The 23,912-nt window shown below is 37.8% G+C and carries 19 protein-coding genes and 2 riboswitches; of the genes, 3 read left to right on the top strand and 16 right to left on the bottom strand.

Going from position 1 to position 23,912, the window contains the following annotated elements:
- Positions 1–44 precede the first annotated feature (44 nt).
- From metH to FC748_RS20805, 6 genes are all read right to left on the bottom strand, one after another.
- Positions 45–3,476, bottom strand: coding sequence for a methionine synthase (metH, locus tag FC748_RS20830; RefSeq protein ID WP_024363967.1), 3,432 nt, complete (start codon positions 3,474–3,476; stop codon positions 45–47).
- Positions 3,469–5,316 (bottom strand): bifunctional homocysteine S-methyltransferase/methylenetetrahydrofolate reductase, encoded by a 1,848-nt coding sequence (locus FC748_RS20825; protein WP_024363966.1) that lies wholly within the window; start codon positions 5,314–5,316, stop codon positions 3,469–3,471. Before FC748_RS20825 ends, metH begins: the two co-directional genes overlap by 8 nt.
- Before the next feature lie 89 nt (positions 5,317–5,405).
- Positions 5,406–5,505: riboswitch (SAM riboswitch) on the bottom strand.
- A 119-nt stretch (positions 5,506–5,624) separates the two neighbouring features.
- On the bottom strand, positions 5,625–7,019 hold the full coding sequence (gene hemG, locus FC748_RS20820) for a protoporphyrinogen oxidase (protein WP_108031227.1): 1,395 nt from the start codon (positions 7,017–7,019) through the stop codon (positions 5,625–5,627).
- A 155-nt stretch (positions 7,020–7,174) separates the two neighbouring features.
- Positions 7,175–8,464: a globin-coupled sensor protein gene (locus FC748_RS20815; RefSeq protein WP_108031225.1), complete on the bottom strand. Its 1,290-nt coding sequence runs from the start codon at positions 8,462–8,464 to the stop codon at positions 7,175–7,177.
- Between the two features lie 677 nt (positions 8,465–9,141).
- Entirely contained in the window at positions 9,142–10,428 is a 1,287-nt protein-coding gene (locus FC748_RS20810) for an SEL1-like repeat protein (protein WP_024363963.1), read from the bottom strand.
- Between the two features lie 73 nt (positions 10,429–10,501).
- A complete protein-coding gene (locus tag FC748_RS20805) occupies positions 10,502–11,515 on the bottom strand; it encodes a YdcF family protein (protein WP_024363962.1) in 1,014 nt (337 codons plus the stop codon).
- A 185-nt stretch (positions 11,516–11,700) separates the two neighbouring features.
- Here FC748_RS20805 and FC748_RS20800 point away from each other — a divergent pair, with 185 nt between their 5' ends.
- Positions 11,701–12,177: a hypothetical protein gene (locus FC748_RS20800; RefSeq protein WP_024363961.1), complete on the top strand. Its 477-nt coding sequence runs from the start codon at positions 11,701–11,703 to the stop codon at positions 12,175–12,177.
- On the top strand, positions 12,165–12,452 hold the full coding sequence (locus tag FC748_RS20795; protein ID WP_024363960.1) for a DUF2653 family protein: 288 nt from the start codon (positions 12,165–12,167) through the stop codon (positions 12,450–12,452). The genes FC748_RS20800 and FC748_RS20795 overlap by 13 nt, the downstream gene beginning before the upstream one ends.
- A 259-nt stretch (positions 12,453–12,711) precedes the next feature.
- On the opposite strand, the gene FC748_RS20790 is transcribed toward FC748_RS20795, so the two are convergent.
- From FC748_RS20790 to FC748_RS20770, 5 genes are all read right to left on the bottom strand, one after another.
- Positions 12,712–14,331, bottom strand: a complete 1,620-nt coding sequence (locus FC748_RS20790) for an S-layer homology domain-containing protein (RefSeq protein WP_108031223.1) — start codon at positions 14,329–14,331, stop codon at positions 12,712–12,714.
- 104 nt (positions 14,332–14,435) lie between these two features.
- A complete protein-coding gene (locus FC748_RS20785; RefSeq protein WP_238600231.1) occupies positions 14,436–15,557 on the bottom strand; it encodes an endonuclease Q family protein in 1,122 nt (373 codons plus the stop codon).
- Positions 15,558–15,674: 117 nt separating this feature from the next.
- On the bottom strand, positions 15,675–15,845 hold the full coding sequence (locus FC748_RS20780; RefSeq protein WP_193768823.1) for a hypothetical protein: 171 nt from the start codon (positions 15,843–15,845) through the stop codon (positions 15,675–15,677).
- An 86-nt stretch (positions 15,846–15,931) separates the two neighbouring features.
- Positions 15,932–16,729, bottom strand: coding sequence for an ABC transporter ATP-binding protein (locus FC748_RS20775; protein WP_108031265.1), 798 nt, complete (start codon positions 16,727–16,729; stop codon positions 15,932–15,934).
- Positions 16,730–16,734: 5 nt separating this feature from the next.
- Complete coding sequence (locus FC748_RS20770; protein WP_108031217.1) at positions 16,735–17,781, bottom strand: FecCD family ABC transporter permease; 1,047 nt, start codon at positions 17,779–17,781, stop codon at positions 16,735–16,737.
- A gap of 148 nt (positions 17,782–17,929) precedes the next feature.
- A riboswitch (cobalamin riboswitch) is annotated at positions 17,930–18,123 on the bottom strand.
- Positions 18,124–18,275: 152 nt separating this feature from the next.
- Between FC748_RS20770 and FC748_RS20765 the strand changes: the two genes are divergently transcribed.
- Positions 18,276–18,890 (top strand): YdhK family protein, encoded by a 615-nt coding sequence (locus FC748_RS20765; protein WP_108031215.1) that lies wholly within the window; start codon positions 18,276–18,278, stop codon positions 18,888–18,890.
- Between the two features lie 317 nt (positions 18,891–19,207).
- Here the strand turns inward: FC748_RS20765 and FC748_RS20760 are convergent, their stop codons facing one another.
- The 5 genes from FC748_RS20760 to FC748_RS20740 all read right to left on the bottom strand — a co-directional run bounded on the left by FC748_RS20760 (position 19,208) and on the right by FC748_RS20740 (position 23,880).
- Positions 19,208–19,900: a response regulator transcription factor gene (locus tag FC748_RS20760; protein ID WP_108031214.1), complete on the bottom strand. Its 693-nt coding sequence runs from the start codon at positions 19,898–19,900 to the stop codon at positions 19,208–19,210.
- A 6-nt stretch (positions 19,901–19,906) separates the two neighbouring features.
- Complete coding sequence (locus FC748_RS20755) at positions 19,907–21,271, bottom strand: sensor histidine kinase (protein WP_108031212.1); 1,365 nt, start codon at positions 21,269–21,271, stop codon at positions 19,907–19,909.
- A 291-nt stretch (positions 21,272–21,562) separates the two neighbouring features.
- On the bottom strand, positions 21,563–22,105 hold the full coding sequence (locus tag FC748_RS20750) for an NADPH-dependent FMN reductase (RefSeq protein ID WP_024363953.1): 543 nt from the start codon (positions 22,103–22,105) through the stop codon (positions 21,563–21,565).
- 63 nt (positions 22,106–22,168) lie between these two features.
- A complete protein-coding gene (locus FC748_RS20745; RefSeq protein ID WP_108031210.1) occupies positions 22,169–22,786 on the bottom strand; it encodes a nitroreductase family protein in 618 nt (205 codons plus the stop codon).
- 110 nt (positions 22,787–22,896) lie between these two features.
- On the bottom strand, positions 22,897–23,880 hold the full coding sequence (locus tag FC748_RS20740; RefSeq protein WP_025220684.1) for a ring-cleaving dioxygenase: 984 nt from the start codon (positions 23,878–23,880) through the stop codon (positions 22,897–22,899).
- Between the last annotated feature and the right edge of the window lie 32 nt (positions 23,881–23,912).

Raw genomic sequence — 23,912 nt, 5'->3', positions numbered from 1 at the left:
ACCGTTAAAGTGTTCTTCATAAAGATAAAGCATTTTTAGCAAAATTACACGTTAAAATATCTCGCATCTGGATGCGCGAAAACTATTGCTGATACGGAAGCTTCTGGCTCCATCATAAAGCCTTCTGTCAAATGAACCCCTATATCTTCTGGCTTGAGCAAACCAAATAATTTTTCTTGGTCCTCCAAGTTTGGGCATGCAGGATAGCCAAATGAGAAACGTTGCCCTTGATATTTCGCAGCAAAACGGTCTCGCATCGTGAAATCTGTATTGTCTGGGAAGCCCCATTGATCACGAATTTCTTGGTGCATACGTTCCGCAAAGCCCTCAGCAAGCTCAAGAGCAGTTGATTGAAGGGCATGACTTTCAAGGAACTTCCCTTCTTCTTTTAATTGACGAGCTGTCGCCATTACACCTTGACCAGCTGTGACAACCATCAATGCAATATAGTCCATTTCTCCACTTTCTACTGTTTTCAAGAAATCTGCTAAACACATAAATGGCTCCACCTGTTGGCGAGGGAATGTAAAGCGTTCAATTTCCGTTTTACTATCGGCAGGATCATAAACGATGACATCATCTCCATCAGCTTGTGCTGGGAAGAATTGATACAAGCCTGAAGGTTTCAATATATCACTTTGTAAATAATCATCCACCAATGCTTTTAATTCTGTTGCTCGCGTATCCCCTGCATCTAGTAATTGTTGAACTTGTCCTTTTAGCCCTAAGTGATGCCCTAGTAATGTTCGCATATTTACATATGGATATAGATGCGACACCGAGTACTCCTTTTTCACATGACGGCGAACATCCGCTGGCAGGAACACCGGTGCATCTTTCACAGTACGTACAGGCTTCACTGTAATTTCTTTAGCAGGTCGTGCTGCACGTTTTTCATCTGCTTCTAATCGTTTTTGGCGGGACTCTGCTATTTCAGCTAAAAAGTTTTCTCGCGTCTCACTACCCATTAACAGATTCACTTGCTCTAGCCCTTGCATCGCATCTTTTGAGTAAATGACAGGTCCTTCATATTCATTAGCAATTTTCGTTTCAGTAAAGCGTCGAGACAACGCCGCCCCTCCTACTAGTATCGGCACATCAATACCAGCAGCCTTAAAGTCTTGCGCAGTGATCACCATCTGCTGAGCAGATTTAACGAGTAAGCCAGATAGTCCGATGAAATCAGGCTTCTCTTTACGAATCGCTTCAATTAACTGAGCTGGCGTTACTTTAATACCTAAATCAACGACTTTGTAGCCATTATTACTTAAAATAATATCTACTAGGTTTTTACCGATATCATGCACATCACCTTTTACAGTAGCGAGCACCATTTTACCTTTACCAGAACTGTCCTCATTTTTTTCCATAAATTGCTCAAGATGTGCTACAGCAGCCTTCATAACACCCGCTGATTGTAATACTTCTGCTACGATAAGCTGATTATCGTTGAATAAACGGCCAACCTCAGCCATCCCTTCCATCAGCGGCCCATTAATAATATCAAGCGGCGCCTCAAAAATTTCACGAGCGGCATCTAAGTCTTCAATAAGCCCCTCTTTTGTTCCTTCTAAAATATAGTAAGCTAAGCGCCCTTCCACCGTTTTCGGAATATCCGCTTCTGTTTTCTCTTTCTTTTTATCACGATAAAAATCAGTGAAAACCGCTAATGTTTCATCATTTGTATTAAACAATAAATCATTTGCTAGCTTAATTTCCGCTTCAGGAATCGATGCATAACGCTCTAATTTCTCTGTATTTACAATCGCGTAATCCAAGCCCGCCTGTGTACAGTGATATAAATAAACAGCGTTCAGAACTTCACGGCCAACTGGTGGTAAGCCGAAAGAAATATTACTGACACCGAGTACCGTTAACGTACGTGGCATTTTTTCTTTGATAAGACGAATGCCCTCAATTGTTTCAAGTGCTGATCCAATATATTGTTCATCTCCAGTACCTACCGGGAACATTAACGGGTCAAAAATAATATCTTCAGGAGCCAAGCCCCATTTCTCCGTTAATAATTGATAAGAACGCTCAGCAATTTCTAATTTACGATGACGATCTACTGCCATCCCCTGCTCATCAATCGTACCGACAACTAAAGAAGCACCATATTTTTTCACTAATGGCATTACGGCGTCAAAACGTTCCTCTCCATCCTCTAGGTTAATAGAGTTAATGATGGCTTTCCCTTGAGAAAATTTCAATGCTTCCTCGATTACTTTTTCATCTGTGGAGTCGATAACCAGTGGAACCTTAACTTTTTTCACAACTTCCTGCATAAATCCACGCATATCCGCCAATTCATCTCGGTCAGGGTTCGCTAAACAAATATCAATAACATGTGCACCATTTTTCACTTGCGCACGTGCAATTTCTGCCGCTTCCTCATATTTACCATCAATAATTAAATTTTTAAATTTTCGAGAGCCAATAACATTTGTTCGTTCCCCAATAAATAATGGACGCATTGAATCATCGTACACTAAAGGTTCAATACCCGATACGACATGACCATGTGTAGCTTCAGGTAATTGACGTGGCTTTGCATCCTTCAGTACTTCTCTAATTGCTGCAATATGGGCTGGTGTTGTCCCACAACAACCACCGACAATATTCAGCCAGCCTTTTTCCGCAAAACCTTTTAATTTTTGTGATAGGGATTCGGGTGATTCATGATAGCAACCTTCCTCATCCGGTAAACCTGCATTCGGATAACAGCTAATATAGCCAGTAGAAAGCTCTGCTAGTGAACGAATATGGTCGGTCATAAATTCTGGACCAGTTGCACAGTTTAAACCGACTGAAAGCGGCTTAATATGTTCGATTGATATGTAAAAAGCATCAATTGTTTGCCCTGCTAATGTTGTACCCATCGGTTCAATCGTGCCGGATATCATCACCGGTAATTCTTTGCCCGTCTCTTTAAACGCACGTGACACCCCTAGTGTCCCCGCTTTTACATTGAGCATATCTTGACTCGTTTCAAGTAGCAGTACATCTGAACCTGCTTCAATTAGAGCCTTTGCCTGTACATAAAAGTTTTCTTCTAGTTCATCAAAGGTAATACCGCCAGTGACTGATAATGTTTTCGTCGTTGGGCCCATCGCTCCGGCAACGAAACGTGGCCATTCTGGAGTAGAAAACTCATCCACTACTTTGCGTGCAATTTCCACAGCACGTTTATTAATCTCTTCCGCCTTAGCCCCAAGATTATATTCATTTAATACGAGAGGTGTACCGCCAAACGTATTTGTACAAATGATATCCGCACCAGCTTCTAAATATTTTCGATGAACCTTTTCAAGCACATCGGGTCTAGTTAATACAAGATTCTCGTTACATCCATCAAGCTCCTCACCACCAAAATCTTCTGCTGATAAGTTTTCATTTTGAAGCATTGTACCCATTGCGCCATCCAGAATTAAAATTCGTTTCTCTAGTTGCTCTTCAATCAAGTGCTTAGCCATCTATACTTACTCCTTTTTTCTGTTCATCCAATTGTCCGATAAATTTCATTAATTCAAGCGTCATATCATAGCGTAAAAACGGTGTAATTAAATAAATACCATTAAAATATTCTGCCGCTACTTCTACTAACTCTTTGGCAATTGCAATCCCTTCTAATGTTGAACGTTCTTTATCTTCACCACACGCCTTCATACGTGATAGTGCATCGTCTGATAATTTAATCCCTGGTACTTCATGATGTAAAAACTCGGCGCTTTTATAGCTCGTTACTGGCATAATACCAATATAAATTGGGGCGTCTAAATGCTTTGTTGCTTCATAAATTTCCACAATTTTTTCTTTTGTATAAACAGGTTGAGAAATAAAATAATCCGCACCATGTTCAATCTTTTTCTCTAAGCGTGCTACTGCACGATCTAATACACGAACATTGGGGTTAAATGCTGCCGCAACAGAAAAATTTGCTTTCTTACGAAGTGGCTTACCGGAAAATGATATCCCCTCATTCAACTGTTTAATTAATTGAATAAGCTCCATGGATGAAACATCATAAACACTTGTGGCACCTGGGAAGTCTCCTACCTTTGTTGGATCTCCAGTAACCGCTAAAATATCATGAATGCCAAGTGCATTTAAGCCCATTAAATGGGATTGTAGACCAATTAAGTTACGGTCACGGCACGTAATATGCGTCAACGGTCGTACACCATGTGTCTCCTTTAATAACGCACCCATAGCGACATTACTAATGCGGGGAGACGCAAGCGAATTATCAGCCATCATCACGACATCTGCACCTGCTTCATATAATTTTTTTGCCCCTTGAATAAAACCGTCAATTTCTAGATGTCTCGGAGTGTCTAACTCTACGATAACCGAACGTTCGCGCTTCACCTTTTCATGTAGCGGTTCATATGTCGCAGGTTCCGCTTCCCGCACAATCTCTACTTTTTCAGGTTTCGTATACTTTGCTTCAACCGGCGTTAACTCTTCTAAATATTTCTTCGCAGCTGCTATATGCTTAGGTGTCGTACCACAACATCCACCGATTAAACGAACACCTTGGTCACGCAATGCAACTGCCGCTCGGCCAAAATAATCAGCTTCTGACTCATAAACGACACGCCCATCCTCTAAATCTAGTAGTGACGCATTTGGATATGCTGACATAAATGCTTTATCAGGAAGCTCCACACCTTCAAATGCTTGAATTGTATGATGGGGACCTAAACGACAATTGACGCCTACTACATCTGCACCAAGAGCTTGTAACTCATGTAATGCTTGATTTAACGTCATTCCATTTTGCAACACACCCGGCTCATGCATGGATACTTGTGCAATAATTGGTAGCTCTGTTTTGCTGCGTAACATTTTTAACGTTGCACTTAACTCTTCAAAATCATAATACGTTTCAAGTAAAAGACCATCAGGATTGCCTGCAAGTAACACATTTGCTTGTTCTTCAACAGTCAATAATATTTCCTCTAATGTAGCATCACTTTTACGAATGCCACGGATGCCCCCAATTGTCCCTAAAACAAATTGCCCGCCATCAGCTGCCGCTCGTTTTGCAATCGTGATTGCCGCTTCATTAAATTGTTGCACTCGTGATTCTAAGCCGTAACGTGCTAATTTAATCGCATTTGCACCGTAAGTATTGGTCTGAATGACATCTGCACCAGCAGCTATATATTCTCTATGAATTTTTTCAATTAACTCCGGTCTTTGTACATTCATTTCCTCATGACAGTACTCTAAGCCGTAGCCATATAATACTGTACCAATGGCTCCATCCGCAGTAAGCACATGTGTTTTTAACTTTTCTAGCAATCCCATAAATCGTAGCCCTCTCTTTCCTTGTATCCAAAATATAAAAAGCCTTCTTTTACAAAAAGAAGGCTTTAACGAATCGCAATTGTTGTTCCTTCTCATCTTCGACCAATAAGGTCTTCTGGATTTAGCACCTGACATAAGTTGGTTGCTGAAGCTTCATAGGGCCAGTCCCTCGGCTTCTCTTGATAAGAATATAGTATGAATTTTTCAAATAATTAAAAGAATCATATCGTTTACAGGCGATAGAGTCAAGACTATTTCACTTAACAAAGAAGATTTCTCACGAAAAAAATATTATTTTAGCTTTAACTTCACCGTGATACTAGTTTTTCCGCAAGCGCTTCGCCTATTTTTTTACCATTTTGAATACAAGCACCAATACCTACGCCGAAATATGAGCAACCTGCTATCGATAAGTTGGGATACCGTTCTGTAAGCTCCGCTGTTAAGCCTTTCAACGCCTCATGATGTGCCAAATCGTATTTTGGCATTTGATCGATCCACTTGGCTACATTTACAACCATTGGTTTTTCATCAATGCCTAAACTTTTCTTTACATCTTCTAATGCTACAGCTGTCAATTCTTCATCTGTCATCATACGTAATGTTTCATACGCAGGGTTAATGCTCTTATAAAAGAGGCGCACGAGCAATTTGCTATTAGCAGATGTATGTTTCCATTTTCGGCTTGTCCATGTTGCGGCATTGCATTGTACATTCGAGTTATGTGACACAATAAAGCCTGTCCCATCTGCCGGTAGCACTGCGTCTGGTACATCAAAGCCTAGGTAAATGGTGATGGCAGAGGCTGTAGTAAATTCTTTAAAATAGCGATCCAATGATGGGTCCTGTAATAAGCTTTGTACGGCTTCATTTGGCAGTGCTAATACTACGTGCTCAGCCTCAAACATGCTTCCATCTGCTAATGTAATTGTATAATGTTCTTCATGTTTTTTTACATTGGTTGTCGCTACGCCTTTAATAATTTCTACATTTGTTAACGTTTCTTCAAGACGATGGATAAGTGATGATAAGCCCTGTTTAAACGAAATAAACTTTTTGTTGGAAGCTTTTACAAATTGTTCGCGATTTGCCTCAAAACCTTTAATAATACTACCGTACTCATTTTTATAGTCGATTATGTACGGTAAGGTAGATGCTATCGACAGTTGATGGAGGTCACCCGAATATACCCCAGCTAATACTGGTGCAATTTGATTTTGTACAAGTTCTTCCCCTAAGTAATATGTTAAAAACTCACCGATTGAGCTGTCCTTAGTAAAGCCTTTATTCGGCATTGTTAAATCTTGTAATGCCTGTTGTTTACCTGCTTCTGATACTAGTGTACTCGCTTCAAGAGACGCTAAACTCATTGGAATACCGAATGTTGAATCAGCAGGGATCGCATGTAATTCGTCATTTGTATAGATATAAGATACCCCTGTTTCGTTGTACACTAGCTCCCGTTCGAAATTAAGCTCCTGCACCAGCTCCATGACCCCTTTATGACGAGCCACAATCGAGTCAGCACCCGTTTCCATAATGAATCCTTGCTCATAAGCGGAATGTAACTTACCACCTAAGTAGGGATTTTTCTCAACAAGCACTAGTTTGACATCTATGTTTTTTTGCAATACTTGGCGTTGTAAATAATGCATCGTACATAAACCAGTAATGCCGCCACCTAATACAACTATTGTTTTCATAAAGTATCGCCCCTAATTCGTTATTTCTCTCCTTATTAGTATAAACTTTTTTCACAAACAATAACGTTCAACCCATTACAAATTTAGCAACACTATAAAGTGTCAGGCACTCAAACAATTCGAAATTGTTTGAGTGCCTGACACCGAAAGTTCACCTAGTTTAAGTTTTGTGCGACATTTGCTAATTTGTCAGCTGAATTTGTTACTTCATTAAATGCTAGCCCAAGCTCATGAAGGACCTGAGCTACGGCCTGAACCTCTTTTTCCATAAGGTCATTTTGACACTTAGCTTCTGTCATTGCATCTAAAATTTTATTAAACTGTCCTTCAGTTTGAGCCATGTTCTCCTCACCTGAAGCAACCTCTGCCTGAATATTACTAAGCGAATATGCCAGTTTAGACGTTCGCTCTGTCGTTTTTTCTAATAATTTTGCAACGGATGTAACAGATTCTTTCGTCTGACTAGACAATTTACGTACTTCCTCTGCCACAACACTAAAGCCTTTCCCCGCCTCTCCAGCGCGGGCTGCTTCAATAGCTGCATTTAAAGCAAGCAGATTTGTTTGGTTGGCAATGTTCGTTACAACACTCATAATCGCTTCCATTTCTTTCGACATATCCGTTAATTGTTTAATATTATCCGTAATATCATCCACTGACTGAATAATATTACACATATTTTGAGATTGATGTTGTAAGCATTCGCGACCTTCTATTGCTTGACTTTCTGCTAACGTACTCACCTGAAGCGATTTTTTTGCCAATTGCTTAATTTCATGTGATTGATTATTTAATAGATGGAAGGAGGCATTTGTTTCTTGTGAAATGGTCGCTAATCCTTCTGACGATTCCACAATTTTTTTCTCAACTGCTTCTTTCTCACGTTCAACGTTTTCCTTCAGTTGCTCAATTGTACTTTCGAACGCTTCTAATACAAGTTGCTGCTCGAAATTAGAAATTTTAGAAATTGCTCGTATTGTATTCAATTGGTCTTTCGGATGCACTACATGTTCTTCAACTAAATCAATAAATGACATGGTTAAATCTTGGAAAGCACAAATATACCATTGTGTTCTCAGTCCGATATGTACATGCACTTTGGCGATATTTACTCGTCTTTTATAAAATTCCTCATCAATTGTACCGTTAAACATTTCAATAATGTGACGACGCAATGTGACCTTCAATTTATCCACAGAACTATGTTTATTAATAATATCTACTAAACTATGCTCAGTTCCAATCATTTCATAAAACCGGTCAACGATGTGATTTATGTTGTCCTCAACAAATGGTTTAAAAGCTTTTAAATATTGTAAATCTTCTTTTGTCAAATTTAGCATTTCAATTTGCTTAACCAGTGTTCGAGAGTTCGGAACATCCATTGTCACCGAGTATTGCTGTAAATCTAACGTCATTGCCTTTTTCTGTTTTTGAAAAATCACACTTTTCCCTCTTTCATTACGTGTTCTTTTGAAAAGCTGAGCAAAAATCCCATTTCCGTTTACCCAAATATATTGACAAATCTATGAAAAGATACCACAACCATTAATAAATTTACAAGAAAATAATATAACAAAATAACATCATAATAAGCAGTAATTCATTATTTTTCATTATTAAAATCACTCATATACATTATACATTTTTAATATAATTGTCAATTTATTATATCCTATATTTTACCATTAAGTAGCATACAGTTTAAAAGTAAACTAAATGGTTTTCAACTGTTAAATTGCAATAAAACGCTATCATAATTTTTTTCAGTAGCTATTTCTACAGTATTTATTAGAATTTACGTATTCCCTCTGCAACACTACATGTAATATTAAGTATCTGTAATTTCAATATCTCCCCTTCGGCCATTTATTAAGAGTCCTTTATCCTATTTTTTTATTTAAAAATGAATATAATTAACTATTGTAAATTTTGTTAATAAATAGCATAAAATAACCATTCTATTAACAGTCTACTCCTGTAAAAACGAATTCTCTCCCATATCATTTTTCTATGTATAGATGTATGATCACTATTTGCTCATCCACCACAATAAAAAACCGCAACGCCTAGTTCACAGCTAACCGTTACGGGTAAATTTCAATATCATAAAATTTCAAATTTAAAGTTCTTCTAATTCTTCTAGTAAAACGGTTGCTTCTTCTATACCTGCTTCTGCCGCAAGCCCATACCATTTTTTCGCTTCTTTAATATTACGTGGTATTCCCTCACCTTTGTTATAAATATGACCAAGCTGCAATTTTGCTTCAGGGTCTCCTTGGAGTGAGGCTTGCTTGAACCAATGAATACCTTTTTCAATATTACGAATCCCCGTTAAACCCTTGCTCCAAATAAAGCCCAAATCATAAAATGCATCTACATGATATTGTTCAGCCGCTCTTTCAAACCAATATAAACCACGATTTATATCCCGCGCTTGCCCTAAGTGACCTTCTAAATAAATCCCACCTAGTCTGTATTGCGCTTCAACATAGCCTGCCTCAGCCGAATTTTTATAAAAGGCAAATGCTTTCTCTTCATCTATTGCAACACCTAACCCTTGTTCATGCATAAGACCTAATGTAAACATTGCCTCTGCCACCCCTTGTGCGGCAGCAATCTCGAACCAATGTTTAGCAAGTGACATATTTTCTGGTACACTCTCACCATTCAAATACATATCCGCTAAATTATTTGCCGCATCTGCATGCCCTTGTTGCGCTGCAGCTTCGTATAACTTAAAAGCACGATCATAACTCTCTTCTACACCAATTCCTTCAAAATAATAGTTACCAAGAGCATATTGGGCATTCGCATTATCTTGTTTTGCCGCTAATTCAAACCACTTAATGGACTTTTTCGGTTGGAAAAATGTATCCTCATTTGCACTATAATATTCTCCAAGTTCAAATTGGGCATCTGCATCTTGTTCTTCAATCGCAGCTTTGTATAAATCGATGATTTCTTCATGGTCTAAATCTTCTTCTTCAAAAACAGCAACTGTTTCGTCCTGATGTGTAAAATACCATTCCAGGACATCGAGGACATCATCAACAACCTCCGTTGTATACGCTAACTTCTCTAAGGAAGTAATTTGCCATATTAAAATATATATCGGGAGTGGGATTGCCTCACGCAATACATCATCATATTCTGCTAACAGCGTTAGTACATTGTCTTGCACTGTTTGTGTTTGCTCAGGATGTACTATTTGTAAGTGTCGCTGATGTTTTTTTCTTAGCAATCCCTGAATAACTTGATAGAGCATCTTTTGCAAGGTTGTCAGTTGTACTTCATCCAATATGAGTAAAGTGAGGTTTTGTGCAAACCATGTATTCTGTATATTTGTTGATTGTTGTAAGGACTCCGTTCGCTCCTTATTTTGCTTTGCTAAAAATTGCCCGTACATTTCATTTCCCCCCTTGCACACTATGTAAAAAAACTGCCTTGCTATTATTATATGGAAGGCAGTTCAAGAATGGTTACACATATGCTCTTAACATTAGTCCTACAAATAACGTAATGACGAAAAAGAGCGTTATATGTCCCCATTTATACATTTCTAACAAACCGATAAATTCACGAGTAAAAGCATTAGGTATATAATATAACGCCGTTTTAGAGCCTACACCTTGTGCATCAAGCTTTGCCCTTCTTGCATAAATACTCGCTCGAAATACATGAAAATTATTCGTAACAAAAAGTGAACGGTACTTTTTCCCTTGCGCGTGCGCATCCATGATCGCTTTAGAGAACGCCATATTTTGCTCTGTATTTGTCGACCGATCTTCCATCAATATTTTCCGATTCGGTATTTGATGTTTATCTATCATATATGTTTCCATCGCAAACGCTTCTGAAACTTGTTCATCGCGCCCTTGCCCACCCGAGACGATAATAAAAGGTCGCTCTCCATATTTTTTATATTGCTTGACTGCCTCATCTAAACGGCTTGCTAATAGAGGAGGAACTTTATCACCAATAAGGCCAGATCCCAGCACAAGAATATAATCAGGTTCATATGTTATCGGTGCAAAATGATAAATGATAGCGTAGACCATCACACTTGTATATAAAAATACTGTATAAGCAAAAATCAAAAACGCATAAAAGAAAAGAATATGCCAAAGAGGATTTTCAATATTCGTAAAGAATACGAAAACATAGCCAATCATCATTGCAAAGAAAGCCAAGCCAAACACAGCTAGTAATACATTTCGAAATCTTCGTCCTTCTTTTTCAAGCAGGATTTTACTATTGAAAAACATCGCAATGGATAGTATTAACATGATACCTGGTATAATACCGAACAACGTCATGATACCCATTTTGGACACAATACCTTGTTCGTTAATAAATAAATCATAACGTGTTGTCATACCTACAAATACATTCAACCCTATTAAGCCTAAAACGACAGCGTTAATAAAGCGTCTTTTTTCTGTAATATACAGCATTAAAAATATTGAAATTAATAATGTCATTGTTGGAAGCACTGCATTTACTCCTTTCCTTCCTTTCTATTCCCATTCAGCAGTATGCTGACACTACTTGTTCATATATTGCAAATTTCCTAAATTACAGGTAGTGAATATTTTATTTTTCACTATAGTTCATGTAAAATTACTATTAAGAACTATTTTATGATAAAACAAAAAATTATTTTGGAGGAATGTAAGTAATGAAAAAAATTCTTGCTGCTCTTTTTGCAGCGACACTAATGTTTGCATCAGTTGGCGCAACACTATTAATATCAGACACACCAACTGCAGAAGCGAAATCATATAAGTCAGGTAAAAAAGGCTTCTCAAACAACAACAATAGCTCAAATATCCAAAAATCTCAGGATAATTCTAAAGACCAAAATAATGCTACAACAAATAAAAATAATACTACGTCTACAAACAAAACAGATTCAACTACTGCAAAAAAAGGTGGCTTTTTCTCTGGCGGCCTTATGAAGGGCTTAATGCTAGGTGGTTTAGCAGGTTTACTATTCGGTAGTCTATTTAGTAGTTTAGGTATGCTTGGTAATATTTTAGGTTTATTAATTAATATCGCTGCTATCGCTGTAATTGTGATGCTTGTCGTGAAAATTATCAATATGTTTAAAGACAAAAAGCGTAAAGAACAGGAAGCTACACAATGGCACAAATAATTAACGAGCAAGATATTATCAATGCAATTTGTCTTTCACAGGCTTACCATCTAAATGTTCGCCCTGAAGACGTACTTGTTGAGCTAACGTACGAAGATGAGACAGGCTTCGGCGCGGAAGTCGAAACAAACGGTCAAATCGAAGTATTGAATACCGCTGCTATGATTGGCGCATTACGTGTATGGATTAAAGACGTCCTACACGGCGATCCTTTCTCAACTGGTATTGAGCTAATTTTAGATGATGAAGAAGGCATTATTGCCAAACTATCATAGTTTAAAATCCATTTGGTCTGTTGAGTTTGTCCAGATTATTTAAGCATTAGTCTGTGACATCTACTGAAAGACCACTCATAGTTCAGCGTTGATTTAACACTCATCCCTGACTTATTGAAGTAGAGTACCTCTACTCACTATTAAAACAAATAGCCGTTCAATAAATCTTCTTAGTGGATTTATTGAACGGCTTTTTAATAGTTAGCTTAACCGTAATGACCTCTGACTAATTCGCTTTCAAGAAGTTCCTAAAGAAGGTTTATTTCAAACGTTCACTAAAGTTCACTAATATTTTAGCAGCATGGCTTCTCTTTGTTGGGGCTTCAGGAGAAAATCTTCCTTCACTTCCTGCAACAATACCAAGCTCATACAGCATTGTGATGGCATTTTTCGTTTCATCATTGTAGCTAGTTATATCGGTAAACGGTGTTTGATTTTTCACAACATATGTTTGGTTAAACTGTTTTTCATAAGCACGATTTATCATTAATGCTAATTGCGCGCGCGTAATAGGCTGGCTTGGATTAAACTTGCCATCCGACCCCTTCACAAGACCATGTGCATAAGCAGCAGCAATTTCTGACTGTGTTTCGGCATCGTAGCTCGCTATATCTGTGAAAGGCGCTTTGCTAGTTGTTGTTAAACCTAAGCTTCTAACAAGCATCGCTGCTGCCTGTGCGCGTGTAATATTTTGTTCAGGTCTAAAAGTACCATCAGTATAGCCCTTCATCATGCCTCTTGCAGCCGCTTTTTGAATGAACTCCTTTGCCCAATGATTTTCTATATCTAAAAATTGCACTTTACTGCCTGTTGTAAAAGTTGCAGTTGGACTTTGCACACTTTCATTCCCTGCCGCATCTATCGCTTTTATGGCAACAGTATAAGTAGTATTATCTACTAAACTATCGAGCGTTATAGCTGTTTGATTGGCATTGACTGTAGAGTAGAGTGTATTATTCAAATACACATGATAGTTCGTAACCCCTTCATTATCAGTTGCCGCTAGCCATTTTACATTTGCCTCTGTACTACTATTAACATTGACTTGGATTGCTGAAGAAGCATCCCATAGTGAACTTGCTTTAATAGCTGGTAAAAATGCCTGCTTTGCTACTGCTAAATAACCTGCTTCACTTAAATGAATGTTTTCTGGATTTGGCAAAAAGTTAGGTACATCTTTCGCCACTACGTCATATGTTGGCACAAATATTGCACCTGCTTTCTCAGCAGTTGTTTTAATAGAAGCATTCATGATACCTAAAAGCATTTTAAACTGTGTTTGCAAGTCTTCGCTATAATAAGGGAAAGAATTATAATAGCCCATCACGTAAATTTGTACCTGTGGATTTAACTTCTTTATTTCCTTGAGTATTGCCGCTATATTATTTATAGCTTCTTGAGATGCCTTTATAATGGCGGCTGTATCAATACCAGTTGTTGACGATTGTTTTAGAATTGGCAATAAATCATTAGCACCAGCAGTTAACGTAATCAGCTCTGCCTCTTGAATTGAAGCTCTAAGCTTTGCACGATCATTTGTATAACCAAACCCCGTCACTGGCTTTTCTACATCATCTTGTAAGTCTTTTAACACATTTTTAGTTGTATACCCCGAATAGGCAAACCCTTTATTATAGGATGTAAGTAAACCTTCTTGTTGTAATGCCTGTGCTACAAAATCTGTATAGCCTAAGCCAATGGCTCCGACTTCATTCATACCATGTGCTAATGAATCGCCTAGTGCTATGTAATCAGCCTGTACAACCCAGCTTGGCGCTATATGATCTTCTTTCTTTTCCGCACTTGCACCTACAGGTATTGTTAATTGTAAAGCTAGCATGCTAGCAGCTAAAAAACGAAATTTTTTTGAAAATTGCATATACCCACTCCTCCTGCTCATCTACTAATTACTAGTTTACTAGATTAAGGATAAAAGTGGGTGCATTATATTGTAAATACTTTGGCTAGCATTCTTTTCCTGCTCTATTTATGCTGTACCTTTCCATAGACACCTCCACCACCAACCTCAATATGTAATTGTCCCGTTCTCGCTAAATCAATCATCGTAGCTATTTTCTGTGGCACAATTTCCTCGAGTTGCTCGGTCGTGATACGGTGTAAAATCGTCATTTCAGTCCCAAATGCATGTAATAATCTTTCCATCATTTTCGGACCTAAACCTGGTATAAAATCAAGTGGTACTTGATGGATGTAAGGTGGTCTTTCACGTTCATCAACATACGGCTCTGATAGTTCCTTAATACGTGTCGCAACACCTTTAATAATTTTCGAGCTTGCACAAGATGTACAAAGCGTATCGTCTGCACTTAGCTGATTACCACAATTAGCACAAACAGTTTGATAATATTTGCCCAGCAATGGATTTAACCCATAATTCGCCACTACTGCCCGCCCATCCTGTTCATGAAGCGCCATCTTTAATTCGCTAAAATTAGCCGCCATTAATTTTAGTTTTTGATATTCACGAGCCATTTTCCCAAGCGAATGTGCATCAGAGTTTGTAACAAATGTATAGGCTTGAAGTTCTTTTATGTTTTTGACCATATTGGTATCAGAACTTAAACCAAGCTCTATAGCATCTATAAGCTGTGGATTGAATACTTCTGTTAAGCTTATATGAACACCTTTTCCAAATAAACTTTTAAATGGCGTAAAAACATGTGCTGGAATAAAAAGCCCCCCTAATTCCCGCACTTTTTGTTGTACAGTTTGGCCTTCACAATAAATACGCTGTGAACTTAAATGGATGTTTTTCATATACTGGCTCATCCAATTCGAAAAATTCTCCATCACTTGAATAGTAGGGAAATAAGCTAGCACATGAATTGGTCCATGGCAGGAGCCATCATATATTTCGATTTCAGAACCTGGAATAAGCGTTGTTTCTTGAAATCGGAGTCCACCTTGCGATAACTCCTTTAGTTTGCCTTGTTGTATCATTATATTCATTTCAGCAATGACTTCTGGTGAATGACAATCAATAATGCCAATAATATCAAGCCCTTTTTTGGCACTAGCCATCTCTAAAATCCGTGCTAATGTTAACGTTTTACTCCCAGTAATTTTCACTGCGCGCCCACTCATTGTTCGTCCAATATGAATATGTAAATCTGCATAATAGTCATGAAACAATGTACACATCTCCTTTTGTTTTATTATAAAATGAAAAAACCTTACATTGCTGCAAGGTATTTTCAAGCATTAGGATGGATGGTTTTGATGAGCGCCTTTATCAGTCTCGTACGAACCTGAACCTTGGTTTGGCATTGCTGCTGAATCATATGCAACCAATGTAACGCCAATTTTCTTTTCGAGTTCATTAATTTTTTCAAGCTGTGTGTGATCTAATTGTGCAAATTTTATTTCTTCCATATTCATCACGCATCCTTTCAAAAATAACGTTCCCCGAATATCTCACAACTATACAAAGGGCAATTGGATAATTTCTTTAAGCAGTGTTATGTGGAAATTGTTCGAAAATTGTTTGAGTGACTGGCACTTAAATAGGTTAAATATGGTTTGCCTGTTAGTGGATGTGTTTGAATGTCGGCGCATACTCCAAAAACATCATCCAGCAGCTTAGGTGTTAACACTTCTTCTGGCGTACCATATTGAACGATACGACCTTGTTGTAAAACATAAATGTAGTCGCAGTACATCGCGGCCATATTTAAATCATGTAAAGCGGCGACAACCGTCAAATGCAGTGTTTGAATTAAATCCATTAGTTGTAATTGATGGTGGATATCTAAATGATTTGTCGGCTCATCTAAAATAAGTATCTGTGCTTGCTGTGCAAGTGCACGCGCAACCATCACTCTCTTTTTTTCCCCTCCAGAAAGGGAACTAAAACTACGTGTTTCTAAATGGGCAATACCTGTTTGAGACAAGGCTTCTTTTACAATATTAAAGTCTTCCTTATTGTCCATCTCAAAAAGTTTTTTATGTGGCGTTCTTCCCATACTCACTAAATCTTTTACTTGAAAGTCGAACAACACAGGCGTTTCTTGACTGACAACTGCTAATTTCTTTGCGATGACTTTACTTGATTGCTTAAATATATCTTGCTCATTTAATAGCACTGTACCGCTTTCTGGCTTTAATAAACGATACATATTTTTTAATAGTGTAGACTTTCCGCTACCATTAGGGCCAATCAACCCAACAAACTGCTTTGCTTTTATTTGAATGCTTACTTTCTCTAATATGCACTGATCATGAATGGAGAATGATACTTCCTTTGCTTCTAATGTCATCACCTTTAATCCCCTTCACCAAATGAATAATTGTTTCGACGTAGTAGCCAAATGAAAAATGGTCCCCCACAAAAAGCAGTAATAATACCAATCGGCATTTCTTCTGGGGCTATTAATACACGCGCTAACGCATCAGCCCAAACTAGAAAAATTCCCCCTAACAATGCACTTATGGGGATAACATGTTGATAATTAGAGCCAACTAACAAGCGTACGATATGCGGAATAATTAAACCAACAAACCCGATGGACCCACTTACTGCAACGAGCACACCTGTCAGTAAAGATACGAGTACTATTAGCTGTATGCGAAACTGTTGAAGATTTACCCCTAACGTGACGGCTGCTTCTTCCCCAAGTAGTAATAAATTCAGATTTCGATAGTATAGCCACAACAACCCAAATACGATAAAAAAGACAATGACTGGAATAAATAAATTACTCCATTTTGCTCCTGCGAGACTGCCTAACATCCAATACATAACGGCTTTAATCCCGCCCTCTTCCTTAGACATCATTAACATAAAATTCGAAGTGGCAGATAAGATAAAGGACACCGCCATCCCCGCTAGTAAAAGGCGAAAAATCGAAATACGTCCTCCTACACGCGACAACAAAAATACTAAGACAATTGCCATAAAAGAGCCTAAAAAAGCAGAGACTGAAAGGGCGTAGATACCTAAAAATGAAAACGCCCCTAAAATAATGACAGCCGTTGCGCCCACTGTTGCTCCCGAAGAAATACCTAAAATATACGGATCGGCTATCGAATTACGGACTAGTGCTTGAACAGCAGCACCAGCAACCGCTAAGCCTGCACCAACAACAGCCGCCAGAATCACGCGAGGAACACGGATTTGCCATATAATAATCTCTTGCGAACGACTCCAATCCTCCTCTATAACATGAGGGAATAATGGCACTTTCGAAAGAATTACCTTCCATACATGTAACGGCGTAACTGACACAGACCCAATCATAATGGCCACTGTCATAGACGCAATGAGCACTAGAAAAAGGGTCAAAGAAAATAACATAAATTTTTTATTCATTTGGTTATGAACTCCTTATCAATCATGATAAAGACGAAGCAATAAAAAAGGGCATTCTACGCATACATGCATAGAAATACCCTTAGCTAAACAAATTAGGAGAAATATCCATCAATTGTCCGTAATTGCTTGCATCCTCGTGGGCATTACAGGTATGAACTAACTGGCAGGTCTCCTGGCTTCGATTCATCGTATCTACGATTGCCTTCCCATTTAAAAACAGTGGCTACACTATCATAGAACTCCTCGTTACAGTTGCGGGACAGCGTCGGATTTACACCGACTTCCCTTTTAAGTGATGCTCGTGTTTACAAGCGTCACACCATTAGTATCTGAAATTTTAAAATTATGACGATTCTATCATACATCATTATCGTAGTCTATTATTTCCTTCATTTAGGAATCTATCTTTCCTCATTTCAAACTAAATCCATCATTTCTGCACATTTACTTGCTACATTAAAGACACATCCAAATCGAAGGAGGAAATTCATATGGTATTAAATAAAAATCGGCTCCTAATGTTAGTAGCAGCAATTGCTTTACTAATACTTTCAGCTTGTGCTGATAATACAGCGAAGTCAGAATCTGCTCAAAGCGACAAAACAGACCACGGCGAAGAGATGGATCATGGGGATGAAATGGATCATGGGGATGAAATGGATCATTCCATGATGAATCATTCAAGCTCTGGTGAAGTTCCAGCCACTTTAAAAACAGCCGAAAATCCAAAGTTCCCTGTCGGCAGTAAGGCTATTCTTACAGATGGCCATATGTCAGGAATGACAGGAGCCGAAGCGACAATTGTCGGCGCTTACGATACGACAGCATACATTATTTCATTTGAGCCTACTACTGGTGGTAAGACAATTGAAAATCATAAATGGGTGATTCATGAGGAATTAATCGACCCAGGTGAAGCACCTTTATCACCAGGATCAGAAGTAAAAACTGATGCTACCCATATGACAGGCATGGAAAATGCGACTGTACGCATTGATGATGCCGTACAAACGACTGTCTATATGGTCGATTTTGCTTTAACAACTACTGGTGAAGAAATGAAAAATCATAAATGGGTGACTGATAGCGAGCTAGCGACAAAATAATGAGGTTGGGACAAAAGAGAAAAGGTGTTAGATTGATGGCAGTCAATCTAACACCTTTTTTGCTACGCCGTTGTTGTCCGCTACGGCGGTGCTTTCCGCTCAGCACAGTAAGCCGCAACCCTCGCTAACGCGCGTTCTGTTACGTCTTACATTGTATGCTGTTCTGAGCAGGAGTCACCGCTTCCGCTACCAACAACTAGTGAACACTTCTAATTTTTTATTTATTGCAAAAGCAAGAAAAGATAAGTTCTCCATATAGCAAAAATTTATGAACACCTTTTCTCTGTTCCTTAAATTTTTTTAGTTATGTCCCAGTCTCATTCTAAAACCTTTTTGTCACCGCTTTTATGCCATTTATAGCCGATTCCCCACACTGTCTGTAAATAATCATCCACTGGAAAGCCACTTTTTCGAAGCTTATCCCGTAAATTGCGGACATGTGAATCAATCGTTCGGTCTTCAATTGCTACATTATATCCCCATACAGTGTTGATTAAATGCTCTCTAGAGAAAACTTTATTTTGATAATCAAGAAATAACGCTAACATCAAAAATTCTTTTGGCGTTAAAGAAATCATCTCTTGGTGAAAAGATAACTCAAAGGATTCTTTATTTAAGCGTAGCCCTTCGAAATTAATAACGATTTCTTCAGCCTTTGTTCTTCTTAAAACAGCCTGTATACGCGCTAACAATTCTTCCTCATCGAAAGGCTTTAAAATATAATCGTCAGCTCCAAGATTTAGCCCTTTTATAATATCAGCCTGTTCCCCTTTTGCCGTAAGCATAATAACCGGTACGTCCCAAAACTTCCTTATTTCCTGACATACTTGCCAGCCATCCATACCAGGCATCATAATATCTAACAGCACTAAATCTATATGATGTTCTTCTAAATATTCTAAAGCATCTCTTACAGACGACCTAGCAATGCAATGAAAAGAAGGTTCAAGATAAAGGGTAAGTAACTCTAACATCCTTGGTTCATCGTCAATTAATAATAATGTTTTCATTTGTTCCTACTCCTTAAACAATAATTTAAAAGTAGTCCCTTTGTTTTCCTCACTAACAACGGTAATTTCCCCTCCATGTGCATGAACGAGCTCCTTTACAATGGCAAGTCCTAATCCTAAACCGCCATTGGCACGCGTACGAGATTTATCAACCCTATAAAAACGTTCAAAAATATAAGGTAAATCCTTCTGCGGAATTCCTTTTCCGGTATCTTTTATAATAATTGATACGAAATGATTGTTTCTTTCCACTTGTAAGAAAGTCGAATCTCCTGAGGAACAATAAGTCAGCGCATTATTTAACAAATTCAAAAAAATTTGCTCCAACCTTATTGTATCAGCCAATAAAGTTAGTCCCGCTTCACATTGCACAAAAAGGTCAATTTGTTTTTCATGGAAAGCAGGTCTTAACTTTGCCTCAATACTTGCCACAAAGTCATCCATATGAAGACATTCTTTGTTTATAACAAATGCATTTTCATCCATTTTTGCCAAATCAAATAAGTCTTTTATTAACCTTGATAATCGATTCGTTTCCTCAATAATAATACGTAAATACTTTTGACGATCTCGTTCCGATAAATCTCGTTTATAAAGAATATCTGTATAACCTTTTATAAATGTAATCGGTGTTCGCAGCTCATGAGCAATACTCGATAAAAATTCCTTTCTTTCCTCTCGTAAATGATTTAAGTCATTAGATAATAGTTGAATAGCATTCGCAAGATCACTTAATTCATCTTGACCATTCGTTGAAAGGGCTACTGTAAAATCCCCTTTACTCATTTTTAATGTTGCTTCTTTCATTTCAATTAATGGACGAGCAAGCTTTCTAGATAACACAATAATCACTACAATGGTCACCAATCCCGACACAAGCCCAACAATTAGGAAGTGTTTATTTAATCGCTCCATTAAGGCATGGATAGAATCTGTATTTTGGAACATAAAAACATAGCCAATGGTCTTTTGCTGTTTTTGAATTGGACTAACGGTCGCTATATACTTTTCATCTTGCCAATTGTTCTCTAGCACCTGACCATCATAAGGTACACTTGCTCCAAGCCTCTGTAAATATGCTTTTATATCAAGGTGCGGCGAAGAAGTAGCTAAAATTTTGCCAGCACGATCTGCAATCACAACGTCCGTATTATCTTGGGATTCCATTAATACTATATGTGATAACGTTTCCTTTTCGAAATTTTGCTCCAATATCTTTCGATGCGAATTACCCGTTGTCTGCAAGTTTGTTAGTTCTTCATCAACTCTCGAATTCGTCAAAGAAAGATGCAAAAATAACATCATAAATGTTTCGATGCAAAACAATGTGATAAAAAAGATAATGCCAAGCTTTAGTGAAAGTTTTTTCATCCTGTAACCACCTATATTTCAAAATGATAACGTGTAAGTGTGAAGATTTTATGCAGAAGAAAGATACTTCTATTAAATAGTATAAAATAAAAACTACATGCTCATTGATTTTTCACCCTATGTAGTACTTAATGCAAATAAGAATGAGCCATATATTAGAGAAATATATAGGAGGTACGTTTTCCTCGATTCCTGCTGGAAAAGCATGACTCTTTAGAGCCCGTACAATGCCAACAACCCTAAAAAAGAATGCTAATAAGTATGTCTTATACTTATTAGCATTCTTTTTTATTAAATATAATTTTTAACCCAATCTAAGAAGTTTTCAATTACTGAATCAAGGAATTTGACAGTCCCCTCATCTGTTAAATTACCTTCTGCATCAAATTTTGTGTGGACAGCGCCAATATAAACATCATTACCACTTAGCAATGGTGAATTAATGCCAGGTGAGAATAAAATATCACGTAAATGTAATTGCGCTTTAACCGTTCCTAAGTTCCCCATAGATGCTCCCATCATAAAGGATGGTTTACCAATCATTACTTTATCCACTCGTGATAGCCAATCTATAGCGTTTACCATCACCCCTGGCACCGTTCCGTTATATTCTGGTGTTATCCATAGGACCGCGTCTGCCGCTTTTACTTTTGCTTTGAAATCTAAGACAGTTTGTGGTGCTTCATTTTCAATATCTTGATCGTACATTGGTAAATCTCGTAAGCTTAATACCTCTAGTTCAAACTTTTCTGTATAACGTTTTTGCATAAACTTTGCTAATTGCATATTATAAGATTCTTTACGGATACTACCTACGATTGCTACTACTTTCACGATATTTCCTCCTAAGTGGTTACTATTTTTAATATTGGTTGAGCATTTATATTTTATACTGCATTAATAATAGGTAGTAAACTCTTCAACAGGTTTACGATACCCTCTTAAACCCTTACTACTTTCCTTTTCCTTACCGATTGTCATCATTAGTACAATTTCATGTGTTGCTGGCACATTGAATAATGCACGCATTTGTTGTTGATCAAAGCCAATCATCGGACATGTATCCCAGCCGCGATTTTTAGCTGCTAACATAAAGAGCATAGCTGAAAGTGATGCATTACGAATTGCATCTTCCTTCATAAACGCTTCGCCACGTTCTTCGTAAAACTTTGTATTATCGTCTATAAGATTGTCAAGCTCACAGTTTGTAATCATACCTAAATCAACCATACCTTGACTAATATGAGCTGTTTGCTTGTAAGCTTCTTTATCTCCTAATACTAGGATAACACCGGACGCTGAATGTACTTTATATTGACCATATGCAGCCTCACGTACTTTTTCTTTCAATTCTTGATTTAACACAACAATATATTCCGCGTGTTGCAAGTTGAATGCTGAAGGTGCAAGCTTAACATCTTCTAAAATGGGACGGATATCCTCCTCCGTCATTGTAATTCCCTCTATAAAATTATTTGCCGATCGACGTTTATCAATTAACTTTGTAAACTCCATTCTGACGTCCTCCAGTCATTCATTTTGCTTCGGTAGTACTGTCTACGGTCATAATCAAAGACCTAACTAGCATTTACTTTCCAATTTGCATATTGTACAAGGGAAAGTTATTATTCATATTCTTTCTCAAATGGTATCGTACTTCTAACAGTATCAATTGGACGAACAAGTTCTTCAATTTGTGCGCGCTTAGGTTCTAGGAAAGGTGGTAATGATAATTTTTCTCCCAATGTTTCATAAGGTTCATCTCCCATAAAGCCAGGTCCATCTGTCGCCCATTCAAATAAAATTTGAGGTGCTACACGTGCATAGAGCGATTCAAAGAAGTGACGGTTAACGTAACCAGACGTACTGAAGCCAAAGCTTTCTAAACGTTCTGTCCATTCATCTAGAACAGCTCGATCTGCTACACGGAATGCCGCATGGTGCACTGTACCAAACCCTTGACGAGCTACAGGTAAGATGGTGTTATATTCTACAATGATTTGCGCACCGTTCCCTCCCTCTCCTACCTCAAATAAATGGAAGTCTCCTTCTGCTGCTATTTCTGTGAAAAGCATTACTTTTTCTAACATTTCTTTAAAATAAGTAAAATTCGCAACACGTACAAATATTGGCCCTAATCCTGTAATGGCATATTCAAGTGGGATTGGACCATCTTGCCAAGGTGTACCTGCGGCAACACCTTTATTGTTTTCGTCAGATATCAGTTGATACTGTTGATCGTCAAAATCAACAAACGATACGGTTTGCTTACCAAACTGTTCTTTAATGCCTGTATGTTTGATATTTAAGCGGTCAAAGCGCTTTACCCAATAAACTAATGCTGCATCCGTTGGTACTCGAAATGATGTTTTGGAAATCTCATTTGTTCCATGTACACCTTTTGGTATGTTCGGGAAGTCAAAGAATGTCATATCTGTACCTGCACTACCCTTATCATCTGCAAAAAATAGGTGATATGTTTGTATATCGTCCTGATTGACTGTTTTTTTTACTAGACGCATTCCTAGTACATACGTGAAAAATTTATAATTTTCTTCAGCACTACTTGTGATCGCTGTTACATGGTGAATCCCTTTTAAATGATTCATAATTAAAAGCCTCCTATTTATCTCGAAATCGA

Source organism: Lysinibacillus sphaericus (assembly GCF_005217585.1).
Classification (GTDB): domain Bacteria; phylum Bacillota; class Bacilli; order Bacillales_A; family Planococcaceae; genus Lysinibacillus; species Lysinibacillus sphaericus.
The sequence above is the reverse complement of the archived record's forward strand: the minus strand, read 5'-3'. Positions and strand labels throughout refer to the sequence as shown.

Bases quoted from the DNA above. Each gene is read 5' to 3' on its own strand.
- FC748_RS20810 (WP_024363963.1), bottom strand. From the start codon at position 10,428: ATGTACGGGCAATTTTTAGCAAAGCAAAATAAGGAGCGAACGGAGTCC.
- FC748_RS20785 (WP_238600231.1), bottom strand. From the start codon at position 15,557: ATGAGTGGGCGCGCAGTGAAAATTACTGGGAGTAAAACGTTAACATTA.
- FC748_RS20790 (WP_108031223.1), bottom strand. From the start codon at position 14,331: ATGCAATTTTCAAAAAAATTTCGTTTTTTAGCTGCTAGCATGCTAGCT.
- FC748_RS20775 (WP_108031265.1), bottom strand. From the start codon at position 16,729: ATGACATTAGAAGCAAAGGAAGTATCATTCTCCATTCATGATCAGTGC.
- hemG (WP_108031227.1), bottom strand. From the start codon at position 7,019: ATGAAAACAATAGTTGTATTAGGTGGCGGCATTACTGGTTTATGTACG.
- FC748_RS20765 (WP_108031215.1), top strand. From the start codon at position 18,276: ATGGTATTAAATAAAAATCGGCTCCTAATGTTAGTAGCAGCAATTGCT.
- FC748_RS20755 (WP_108031212.1), bottom strand. From the start codon at position 21,271: ATGAAAAAACTTTCACTAAAGCTTGGCATTATCTTTTTTATCACATTG.
- FC748_RS20780 (WP_193768823.1), bottom strand. From the start codon at position 15,845: ATGGAAGAAATAAAATTTGCACAATTAGATCACACACAGCTTGAAAAA.
- FC748_RS20795 (WP_024363960.1), top strand. From the start codon at position 12,165: ATGGCACAAATAATTAACGAGCAAGATATTATCAATGCAATTTGTCTT.
- FC748_RS20760 (WP_108031214.1), bottom strand. From the start codon at position 19,900: ATGAAAACATTATTATTAATTGACGATGAACCAAGGATGTTAGAGTTA.
- FC748_RS20770 (WP_108031217.1), bottom strand. From the start codon at position 17,781: ATGAATAAAAAATTTATGTTATTTTCTTTGACCCTTTTTCTAGTGCTC.
- FC748_RS20740 (WP_025220684.1), bottom strand. From the start codon at position 23,880: ATGAATCATTTAAAAGGGATTCACCATGTAACAGCGATCACAAGTAGT.
- metH (WP_024363967.1), bottom strand. From the start codon at position 3,476: ATGGCTAAGCACTTGATTGAAGAGCAACTAGAGAAACGAATTTTAATT.
- FC748_RS20800 (WP_024363961.1), top strand. From the start codon at position 11,701: ATGAAAAAAATTCTTGCTGCTCTTTTTGCAGCGACACTAATGTTTGCA.
- FC748_RS20825 (WP_024363966.1), bottom strand. From the start codon at position 5,316: ATGGGATTGCTAGAAAAGTTAAAAACACATGTGCTTACTGCGGATGGA.
- FC748_RS20745 (WP_108031210.1), bottom strand. From the start codon at position 22,786: ATGGAGTTTACAAAGTTAATTGATAAACGTCGATCGGCAAATAATTTT.